Source organism: Streptomyces sp. GESEQ-4, from assembly GCF_017948455.1.
Taxonomy (GTDB): domain Bacteria; phylum Actinomycetota; class Actinomycetes; order Streptomycetales; family Streptomycetaceae; genus Streptomyces.
Window position 1 is genome coordinate 17,487 of the sequence record NZ_JAFFSU010000047.1, and the last position, 9,778, is coordinate 27,264.

Sequence of the window (9,778 nt, forward strand, 5' to 3'; positions counted from 1 at the left end):
GACTGCCGCGACCGGAGGGGGGCCGGTCCGCAGATCTGCGTGCATCACCATGAAAACATAATTTGCTTGCGTCCGCAACATACTGGCTGCGGCACGACGCCTGCGCAGGCACTGTCGATGGCGCACCTGGGAGTCTCTGCGTTCCGCATTGTCGCCGCACATCGACCGACTTCACGCAACAGCGCCGGTACGCGATGACAGAGGTGACGTGACCGGCCCCAGCGGCGCCGCGCCCAGTGCCTGCGAAATACCCGCTCGCGGGCGTGGTGGATTTCGGCCGTCGCGCATTCGGCCCCGGGCGGAGATCCTCGGCCCACAGGGCCTGGCCCTGCCGGACGACTGCCGCGGCGGTTGCCTTCAGGGTTCCGCTTCATCTTGCCGACGGGGAACGCCTCTGGTCCGAGCGGCTCACCGATCCGGGCCAGCGGTGTCGGCCGCTGCGATCTGGATCAATGCTGTCGTCCGGAGCCAGTCGTCCACGGTGGCGCCCTGTGCCGCCGCCAGCCCTCGGGGCGCCTTCGCATGCGGCGCCGTCCGGTTGCCGGTCACTGGAAAAGCGGACCACGCAAGCCTCTTCGGTCGCGCGTTTGACGCCGATGCAGAGGCCGAGGTCAGCCGAGGATCGTGGCACCCTGAACCTGCCCGATGGTCGTCTCCTGCCACAGGGCGCTGTCCCAGGTGGACGTCATCCGGCTGATCAGGCCGTCTTGACTCAGTTCGAGCGCGGTGACGCCCAGCAGCAGCGGGGCGCGGCCGACCCACTCGAAGGCACCGCCCCGGGCACAGCCGACGACGTGCCGCAGGGTCACGCCGTGGCCGTACGGGAGGATCGGCAGGGTGCGCCCCAGGAATTCCTGAACCCGGCCCCGTCCGACGACTTGGGTGTGCAGGGCGATGTCCTCGACGACGACATCGGGGTCAAGAAGGGACGCTGCCCGCGCCGCATCTCCCGCGGCCAGCGCGGCCACCAGTTTGCGGACGACGGTGCGCAGCGCGGGAGCGGCGGTCTCACCTACCGTCTCCTCGCCGAAGTCGGTGGGGAACTGGTCGGCGGGGACGCGCATGTCGGCGACGCCCTTGACGGTGAGGGAGCGTCCGTCCCAGTGGTCGACCCAGCGGGCGACCTTGCCCTGGCGGAAGTTGATGGTGCCGATGGCCCGGAGTTCGCGGCCGAACAGTTCCGGCGAGTCGGTGAAGAAGACCACGGCGCTGCTGTCGTCGCCGACGATGCGGGTCGGGTAGGCCATGGCGGACTCGGGCCAGGTCGGGAGCAGGCTGGCGAACAGGTCGTAGAGGGACTGCCAGTTGGGGAAGGCCCAGCCGACGGTGGCGTCGGTGTAGACGATCGACTCGCGCGAGAAGTGTGTCATCAGGCGGTCGACGTCGGTTCCCGACTTGGCCTCGAAGTAGGACGCGAAGAAGTCCGCCAGCCAGGGCGTGGCCCTGCTGACGTCGACGTCGTGTCCCATCACCTGGACCGTGCGGGACCGCAGGGAGTGGGTGTTGGTGGTGGCAGCGACCGACCCGGCGGCCAGGCCTGTCACGGCTGTGGCGGCCACCATTCCGCCGAGCAGCGTTCGCCGGCTCGGACTGGCAGGGCCGGCTGAGGAGAGCTTCATCGATTACTCCACTAGTTCGTCCCTGCAGCGAAGCGGCCGTCGGCACCGAAACCCGGCGCGAGCGGTGAGATCCCTTGCGCCGCAGGGTTCCCTTCGCCACCGTAGATGTATGTGCGGACGCAAGCAACTTTCTCGGCTATATTGGCTTGCGTCGCACACCCTCGCGTCAGTCGGCTTTGTCAAGTCATTGGTCGGCCGTCTCCTCGGATGACGCGATCTGCCGGTCTGCACAAGCGACCGGGATCTGTCCACAGGCCAAGCCAGGGACGTCCGTGCCGCTCAGGACCAGGGCCGGACCGAGGGCGTGCGGCGACCTGGCGCGCACAGAAAGGCAGCACCACCATGGAGTTCGGAATATTCTCCGTCAGCGACGTCACTCGTGACCCTGTTACGGGTTACACCCCCAGCGAGGCAGAACGCATCGATGCCATCGTGCGCATCGCCAAGCGCGCGGACGAGGTGGGTCTGGACGTCTTCGCCATCGGCGAGCACCACAACCCACCGTTCTTCTCATCCTCGCCGACCACGCTCCTCGGGCACATCGCGGCCAGGACCCAGCTCATCACGCTCAGCACAGCGGTCACGCTCATCACCACCAACGACCCGGTGCGGATCGCCGAGGAGTACGCGATGCTCCAGCACTTGGCCAAGGGCCGGGTCGACCTCATGCTCGGGCGCGGCAACACCGTCCAGGTCTACCCGTGGTTCGGCCACGACGTCCGCAAGGGGGTACACCTCGCGCTGGACAACTACAACCTGCTACACCGGCTGTGGCGTGAGGACGTCGTGGATTGGGACGGGAATTTCCGTACCGCGCTGCAGGGCTTCACCTCGACACCGCGACCGCTCGACGACGTGCCACCGTTCGTCTGGCACGGCTCCATCCGCACCCCCGAGATCGCAGAACAGGCCGCCTACTACGGCAACGGCTTCTTCGCCAACAACGTCCTGGCCCCCTACGGGCACTTCGACAAGCTCATCGACTTCTACCGGGACCGCTTCGCCCACCACGGGCACGGCACGCGCGAGCAGGCCATCATCGGCCTCGGCGGCCACGCCTTCATCGCCAAGAACTCGCAGGACGCGGTCAAGAGGTTCCGCCCCTACTTCGAGGCCTTCCCGCTCTTCAGAGGCAACTCCCTCGACGACTACATGACGACCACACCGCTGTCGGTGGGCAGTCCCCAACTGGTCATCGACAAGACCATGGACTTCCAGAAGCGCCACGGCGACTACCAGCGCCAGCTGTGGAACATCGACCTCCTGGGCCTGCCCGTCGAAGCCGCCCTCGAGCAGGTAGAGCTCCTCGGCACCGAGGTCGTGCCCGTGCTCCGCAAGGAGATGGCCGCGGTCCGCGCGCCCGGCGTACCCGAGACGCCGACCCACGCGACCCTGGTCAAGGCCAAGTACGGCAACGCCGCACCTCGTCAGCCGCGACCAGCCCCCAACCGCGGCGACAACGTCACCGGAACCTCACCCTACGAGGACAGCGATCCGGCATTCGCCGCCCGTTACCCCGAGATCGGCTGAACCATGACCGACCACACGGCATACTTCCAGGCCGGTCCGGAGCACCCGGCCGACGCACCACTGTCACTCGTGGTGGTCAGCGCCGGGACCGGCAACCCCTCGTCATCCCGGCTGCTGGCCGACCGAATCACGCAGAAGACCGCCGACCTGCTCCGCCGGCAGGGCAGAACGCCCGCGATCCAGATCATCGAACTCGCTCCGCTCGCTGTCGACATCGCGCAGACCATCGTCTCCGGCTTTCCAGGCGAACGGCTCCAGACGGCCATCCAACAGCTTGCCGCCGCAGACGGCGTGATCGCGGTCTCGCCGGTCTACACCGCCGGTATCAGCGGATTGTTCAAGTCCTTCTTCGACGTACTCGACAACGACCTCATCGTCGCCAAGCCCACCCTGCTGGCCGCCACGGCCGGCAGTTCCCGCCACGCACTGGTCGTCGACGGGCAACTGCGCCCGATGATCGCCTACCTGCGTGCGCTCGCGGTGCCCACCTCCATCTTCGCCGCACCGGAAGACTGGGGTGACTTCGCCCTCGGCGAGCGCATCACCCGCGCGGTCACCGAACTCGCGACGCTGATGACCACCGCTGTCGGGGCCGCGATCACCGACCACGTCTGGAACGGTTACCAGCACCGCTTCAGCGGAAACGCGACCCGCGCACAGCAGACCGCGGCGGACGTCGACTTCGACACCCCGCTGATGAGACTTGCCACAGGTGGTGCCATCCCCCGGCAGAGTGACCCGTCCGACACCTGATCGCGAGGACCGCTCACCGTCACCGTGAGACGGCAGCGGCAACCCCCTTCCCGATGGAGCGGGGTTGCCGCTGTTCGCTCTCCAGTACCCGGACCGCGCCGCCTGCCGACTCAGTCCATGGGGGACTCGGTCTTCCGGAACCCGTCCGCCGTAGCGGTCATCAGGATTTGAACCTGCGGCCCTGACCGCCCGAGTCAAGGACTCTGTGCCCTCAAACCTCCGCCGGGTAGCCTCGTTGCCTCGCCCACCGCCTGCCACGGATCGAGCACGGTTCTGAGCTCCGTGCGCGAGGCGATGCCGCGCTTGGCGAAGACCTTGCGCAGGTGGTACTCGACCGTGCGCGGACTCATGAACAGGCGGCTGCCGATCTCCGGGTTGGTCAGGCCATCGGCGGCGAGCCGGGCGACCTGCAGCTCGCGTGGGGTCAGGTCGCCGCTGGTCTCGACCGTGCGCTTGCGGGGGTTCTCCCCCGTGGCCCCCAGCTCGTTCGCCGCGCGCTCAGCGAACGCCTCCATGCCCATGATGCTGAACAACTCGTGCGCGGCGCGCAGCTGTTGACGGGCCTCGAGCCGGCGTCGCTCGCGGCGCAGCCATTCGCCGTACACGAGGTGGGCGCGGGCGCTCTCCGAGCGCAGCGGTGTGCGGTCGAGCCGGTCGATCGCCTCGCGGTACAGGGCCTCGGCGTCCTCGTCGTGCGTCACGAGTGCGCGCGACCGGGCCTCGATGCCGCGCGCCCAGTCGGTTCGGCTCGCCCGGGTCGTCGTCATGAGCTGTTCCAAGGCCTGGGAGGCAAGCTCCGTGTCGCCGCAGCGCACGGCGGCCTCCACCAGTTCGGCCGGCGCTCACTGGGCCGGCGCGCCCGGTGCGGGCGAGTCCCCGGCGGCTTCCCGGGCGGCCGCGCACGCCTCTTCGTACCGGCCCAGGCCGTTGCAAAGCACTGCGCCGGCCCACTGGCCGACGGTCAGTGCGATGGCCTCGCCGCGCGAGGCCGCGTCGTTCACCGCGGTCTTCCTCAGTCGTTCGAACTCGGCCGGTCTGCCCCGCCAGGCAGCGAGCGCCAAGCCGCCCAGGTTCGTCGTCCGCATCCCGGTGACCGCGGTGATCGAGTCCACCTCCGCGCTCAGCGAGGTGGCCTCCGCCAGATTCCCCTCGAAGACGTGTGCCAGGATGCGCGCCATCAGCGCGACGGGCAGGACGGCGAGCGCGCCGGTGGCGCGGGCAAGCCGGACATGGCGGTCCGCCAGCATGCGCCAGGCTTCGTCGTCCCACTCGGCCAGCGTGAGGATGACGGCGAGCCACAGCCACCGGCGCTCCTCCTCGGCGGAGGCGCGGCCGTCCAGGAAGGCGCGTACGGCGTGCCGCAGGGCGGGGGTCGCCGCGGGGATGCCCTCCGTGTAGTGCCGGCCCAGGGCATCCAGGAGCAGGTCGGTCGCGCGGGGGTCGCCAGTTGGGGGCGGCGCCGCGCGCGCGGCCACGGCAGCGTCCCGCACACCCGCGCCCTCAGCCAGGCGGCCGGCGTACATCGTGGCGGCGATCGCCTGGAGGTAGGTGTCGCGCGCCAACGGCACGTCCATCGGCCCCAGTTGCTTCGCCGCGTCGAGCAGCAGGGAGGAAGCGCCGTTTCCGTGGTGCGTGGTGAAGACGATCTCCGCATGCAGCAGAGTCGCCAGCGCCCGCTGTCGCTCGTCCAGCGGCCCCGCCTGTGCGGCGGCCAGCAGCTCCCGGGCGGCGTCGGGCGCGCCGGCCTCCTGCTCGGTCCGCGCGGCGGCCAGGGCCCGCTCTGCCCGGCGCGCCGGGTCCCGGGTGAGCATGACGGCGCGCCGCATGAAGGCCGCCGCCGCGGCCAGACCGCCCCGCGCCTGCGCACGGCCTGCGGAGTGCTCGAGTTCCGCAGCGACCTTCTCGTCAGGCTCGGCCGTCGCGTACGCGCGATGCCACGCCCGGCGCTCCGGATGGGCATCGGCGTCGAGCACCGCCGCCAGCGCCGCATGCGCGCTCATCCGCTCCTCGGGCGACGCGGCCCGGTAGACGGCCGACCTCACGAGCGGATGCCGGAAGCGGATCCGGGTGCCGAAGTGGATCAGGTGGTCCGCGGGGGCGGCGGTCGAGGAGCCCGCACCGATGCCCACTTTGGTGGCCGCACGCCAGACCAGCACCGGATCGCCGACCCGCTCGGCGGCCGCCAGCAGCAGCAACTTCCGCGTGTCCGCAGGAAGTTGCTTCAACTGTCGCAGGAAGCTGTCCTCGATACGGCGGGACAGTGCCCGCTCGACCGGAAACCCGAAACCGCCCGCCAGCTCGGCATGGGTCAACCCGCGCGGCAGTTCCAGCAGGCCCAGCGGATTGCCACGCGCTTCGGCAATGAGCTGGTCCCGTAGGGCTTCGTCCAGCGGACCGTGGAACACCCTGCGCAGCAGCCTGCGGGCATCGGCATCGCCGAGCCCTCCGAGCCGCATCTCCGGCAGCCCACACGGACTCGGGGGCCAGTCATTCTCCGCGCCACCCTCGTCGCGCACCGCGCACACGCAGGCCACCGACTCCACGGCCAACCGTCGGGCCACGAATCCCAGGACCTGCAACGAGGCCCTGTCCAGCCACTGCGCGTCGTCAACCACGCACACCAGCGGCCGGTCTTCGGCCGCCGCCGCGAACAGACCAAGGACGCCGAGGCCCAGCACGAAGTGATCCGGCGGCGGCCCGCCGCGCATGCCGAACGCCGTGCCGAGCGCGTCACGCTGGGGCTCCGGCAGCCGGTCGCGCAGGTCCAGCAGCGGTACGCAGAGCTGGTGCACCGCGGCGAAGGCCAGCTCCATCTCCGACTGGATGCCCGCAGTACTCACCACGCGGCAGTCGGAGGCCTGCTCCACCAGGTAGTCCAGCAGTGCCGTCTTGCCCACCCCCGGCTCTCCGCGGATCGCCAGGGAACGGCTCTCACCGGCGCGCACCGCGTCCAGAAGCCGGTCGAGGGAATCGCACTGCGCACGCCGTCCCAGCAGGTGGGCGTGCAGTTGTCGGGCAGGAGGGTGAGGCTCACCCGGGCTCGTCGACATGCCGCCTCCGTCCGGAACCGACCTGTTGCCACTCTAGGCCGAATTGCCGGATCTTTCCCCGCAGACCACGACATGGACGGAGACGGGCGCACAGCACAAGCGGGAGGGGTGTACGACCTACGCAGAGTCGGTCGTACACCCCTCCCCTCTCGCTCCTATCCCTCGTCCGTGCCCAGTGCCGCACGCAGCGTCGCGATGGCCTGCGCCACGGCCGCCCGCGTCGCGTGAGTGGCGCTGAGCGGGTTGAGCATCATGAAGTCGTGCGTCATGCCGTCGTAGCGGACGGTGGTCACGGGAACTCCGGCGGCTCGCAGCTTCGCGGCGTACGCCTCCCCTTCGTCGCGCAGTACGTCGGCCTCGTCCACGGCCACGAACGTGGGCGGCAGGCCGGCCAGCTGGTCCAGGCTCGCCCGCAGCGGCGAGACAGTGATCGCCGAGCGGCGTGCGACGTCGGGCAGATAGGCGTCCCAGAACCACTCCATGGCCTTGGCCGTCAGGAAGTAACCCGTGGCGAACTGGCCATAGGAGCCAGTGTCCATGGCGGCGTCGGTGACCGGGTAGTACAGCGACTGGTGGACGAAACGGACGTCGCCGCGCTCCTTGGCCAGCAGGGTCAGCGCGGCGGCCAGGTTCCCGCCGACCGAGTCGCCGGCCACCGCGAGGCGAGCCGGATCCAGCCCGTACTCACCGCCGTGGCGGCGGATCCACTGGGCCGTCGCGTACCCCTGCTCCAGGGCGACCGGGTAGCGCGCCTCGGGCGAGCGCGTGTACTCGACGAACACGACGGCGGCCCGCGCCCCGACGGCGAGTTCGCGGACGAGCCGGTCGTGGGTGTCAGCATTGCCGAGGATCCACCCGCCGCCGTGCATGTACAGCACGGCAGGCAGAGGCTGTGCGGCGTTGGGCGGGCGCACGATGCGCACCCGGACGTCACCGACGTCGGCGGGGACGGTGATCCACTCCTCGTCGACGGGGAGCTTCTCGATCGGTTCCCTCTGGATGTCGTCGAGGACCTGGCGGGCCTTCTCCACGCCCAGTTCGTACATGAAGGGCGGTTGCGAGGTCGCGTCGGCGATCTGCTGAGAGGCGGACTCCAGGACGATGCCGGGGGTGGGCTGTGTGCTCATGCTCGCTCCTTCATTCTCGGAAACCCGCGGCCTCACGGATGAGGTCGGCGACGGGGGCGGGCTTGGGGATGCCGACGGTGTGCGATCCGCCTTCGATCTCCACCGTCCGCCTGGCCTTCGCCCGCTCGGCCATGAAGCGGTGGGAGGCAGCGGGGATGTTCTTGTCCTCGCTGCCGAACAGGAACCAGGACGGGACGGTCTTCCAGGCCGGCACCCCGGGGGAAGCCTCGCCCAGCGCGGCCTCGACGATGGGCCGCTGGCCCACAGCCATCACCGCGGCGTCGCGAGCCGAGGAGTCGGCGGCGAACTGGGCGCGGTACCGGTCCTGTCGGATGTACAGGTCGGCGCGGCCGTCGGGCAGCTTGATCGGTTCGAGCGTCTCCGCGAGGGTGCTGCCCGGGTAGCGGCCCGCGAGGTCGGCGGCGCTCTCTCCCTGGTCCGGGGCGAAGCCGCCGACGTAGACCAGGGCTTTCACGTTGCGGTTCTCGGCGGCCCCGTTGGTGATCACGGATCCGCCGTACGAATGACCGACACAGACGATGTCGCCGTCGATCGCCGAGAGGACGCCGCGCAGGTAGTCCGCGTCATGCGCGACCCCGCGCAGCGGGTTGGCGACGGCGAGCACGGGGAAGCCGTCGTCGAGCAGTGCGGCGATGACGCCGTTCCAGCTCGACGACTCGGCGAATGCCCCATGGACGAGCACGATCGTCGGTTTGTCCGCGGTAGTCGTGGTGATGGTCATGGGCCTTCTCCTCTGCAGGAGGCCCCAAGCTGACTCCAGGACGGCACCGCTCGCATCCGTGAGTCCCTGGCGGCGATCCCTGGTACCGCCGCAACCATGGCCGCGGTCGGCACCTCACAGACACAGAGCCGTGCCGATGGTGCCGGTCCGCTGCTCCTGCTGGTCATGGGGCCGTGCCGCAACCCTCCACCGGGACGACGAGGAAGCGATCGCACAACTCGCCGGAGGCCAATCTCAAGACGCCCTCGCCACGGATGACAGGGACCAGCTTCTGCCGCATGGCACCCGCACCCGCATCCCGCTAGTAGGACTCCGTTAGGTCTGCCTTGATCTTGTCGTCGTGCGTGTTCTGGAGGGTGTCGAGGACGTGGTAGAGGGTGAGCCCGGTGCGGGTGGTCAAGTCCCAGGCCGTGCTTGAGTTCGCGGTAGTCGTGCTCGATTGGCCGGCGGACCTTGGCCAAACGCACCAGGTCGATGATCGGGGTATCGGCGGGCAGGTTGGACAGCCAGTAATCGGTCGGCGCCTCGGCATCGGCGGGCCACTCGAGGAGCAGCCAGCAGTCCGGCAAAACTCCGTCCCACCAGCCCCGTTCGGCCGAGGCGGCGGCTACGCTCGACGGCCTTGCCGGCGGGGCGGACACGCACGGCGGCGAAGCGGGAGGGTAACTCACCTCGCGAGCCATGGCGCCAGGCCACGGGGGTGAATGCGCCACGCCCGAGGCACGGACTCGCCCCCCAACCGCCGTAACCCCAGCCGTCAAAGATCTCTAGACCGGTTCCGTCTCGAGGCGCCTCTCAAGGCTGTCCCGTAAATGATCTTCGGGTTGGTGAAGGTGCCGTTTCCCTGGGCAGGAACACTCGCACTATCCGACGAGGGCGAGGTTGTGCATGCGGGCGATGCCGAGCATGGCGTGGTGCACGCCGTCGCCTTTGAGGCGGCAGTCGCGCAGGATCTCC

Annotated in this window: 7 protein-coding genes and 2 pseudogenes; 2 read left to right on the plus strand and 7 right to left on the minus strand. The window is 69.7% G+C overall.

Annotated elements, in window-relative coordinates:
* Positions 1 to 611 precede the first annotated feature (611 nt).
* Positions 612 to 1,619 carry a nuclear transport factor 2 family protein gene (locus tag KCH48_RS41010; protein ID WP_210582739.1) on the minus strand — a complete coding sequence of 336 codons (1,008 nt, stop codon included), beginning with the start codon at positions 1,617 to 1,619 and terminating at the stop codon, positions 612 to 614.
* Between the two features lie 342 nt (positions 1,620 to 1,961).
* Here KCH48_RS41010 and KCH48_RS41015 point away from each other — a divergent pair, with 342 nt between their 5' ends.
* Positions 1,962 to 3,149, plus strand: coding sequence for a CE1758 family FMN-dependent luciferase-like monooxygenase (locus tag KCH48_RS41015; RefSeq protein WP_210582740.1), 1,188 nt, complete (start codon positions 1,962 to 1,964; stop codon positions 3,147 to 3,149).
* 3 nt (positions 3,150 to 3,152) lie between these two features.
* Positions 3,153 to 3,902, plus strand: a complete 750-nt coding sequence (locus KCH48_RS41020; RefSeq protein ID WP_210582741.1) for a CE1759 family FMN reductase — start codon at positions 3,153 to 3,155, stop codon at positions 3,900 to 3,902.
* A 194-nt stretch (positions 3,903 to 4,096) separates the two neighbouring features.
* Here the strand turns inward: KCH48_RS41020 and KCH48_RS43335 are convergent, their stop codons facing one another.
* From KCH48_RS43335 to KCH48_RS41040, 6 genes and pseudogenes are all read right to left on the minus strand, one after another.
* Complete coding sequence (locus KCH48_RS43335) at positions 4,097 to 4,669, minus strand: helix-turn-helix transcriptional regulator (protein ID WP_307841089.1); 573 nt, start codon at positions 4,667 to 4,669, stop codon at positions 4,097 to 4,099.
* A 75-nt stretch (positions 4,670 to 4,744) separates the two neighbouring features.
* A complete protein-coding gene (locus KCH48_RS41025) occupies positions 4,745 to 6,952 on the minus strand; it encodes a BREX system ATP-binding domain-containing protein (RefSeq protein ID WP_307841090.1) in 2,208 nt (735 codons plus the stop codon).
* Between the two features lie 155 nt (positions 6,953 to 7,107).
* On the minus strand, positions 7,108 to 8,079 hold the full coding sequence (locus KCH48_RS41030; RefSeq protein ID WP_210582742.1) for an alpha/beta hydrolase: 972 nt from the start codon (positions 8,077 to 8,079) through the stop codon (positions 7,108 to 7,110).
* A gap of 10 nt (positions 8,080 to 8,089) precedes the next feature.
* On the minus strand, positions 8,090 to 8,821 hold the full coding sequence (locus KCH48_RS41035; RefSeq protein ID WP_210582743.1) for an alpha/beta fold hydrolase: 732 nt from the start codon (positions 8,819 to 8,821) through the stop codon (positions 8,090 to 8,092).
* 392 nt (positions 8,822 to 9,213) lie between these two features.
* Positions 9,214 to 9,538: pseudogene (locus KCH48_RS42740) on the minus strand (IS701 family transposase); the annotation flags it as partial.
* A 146-nt stretch (positions 9,539 to 9,684) separates the two neighbouring features.
* Positions 9,685 to 9,778, minus strand: a pseudogene (locus KCH48_RS41040) (IS5/IS1182 family transposase); the annotation flags it as partial.

Bases quoted from the DNA above. Each gene is read 5' to 3' on its own strand.
- KCH48_RS41015 (WP_210582740.1), top strand. From the start codon at position 1,962: ATGGAGTTCGGAATATTCTCCGTCAGCGACGTCACTCGTGACCCTGTT.
- KCH48_RS41010 (WP_210582739.1), bottom strand. From the start codon at position 1,619: ATGAAGCTCTCCTCAGCCGGCCCTGCCAGTCCGAGCCGGCGAACGCTG.
- KCH48_RS41020 (WP_210582741.1), top strand. From the start codon at position 3,153: ATGACCGACCACACGGCATACTTCCAGGCCGGTCCGGAGCACCCGGCC.
- KCH48_RS41030 (WP_210582742.1), bottom strand. From the start codon at position 8,079: ATGAGCACACAGCCCACCCCCGGCATCGTCCTGGAGTCCGCCTCTCAG.
- KCH48_RS43335 (WP_307841089.1), bottom strand. From the start codon at position 4,669: ATGACGACGACCCGGGCGAGCCGAACCGACTGGGCGCGCGGCATCGAG.
- KCH48_RS41025 (WP_307841090.1), bottom strand. From the start codon at position 6,952: ATGTCGACGAGCCCGGGTGAGCCTCACCCTCCTGCCCGACAACTGCAC.
- KCH48_RS41035 (WP_210582743.1), bottom strand. From the start codon at position 8,821: ATGACCATCACCACGACTACCGCGGACAAACCGACGATCGTGCTCGTC.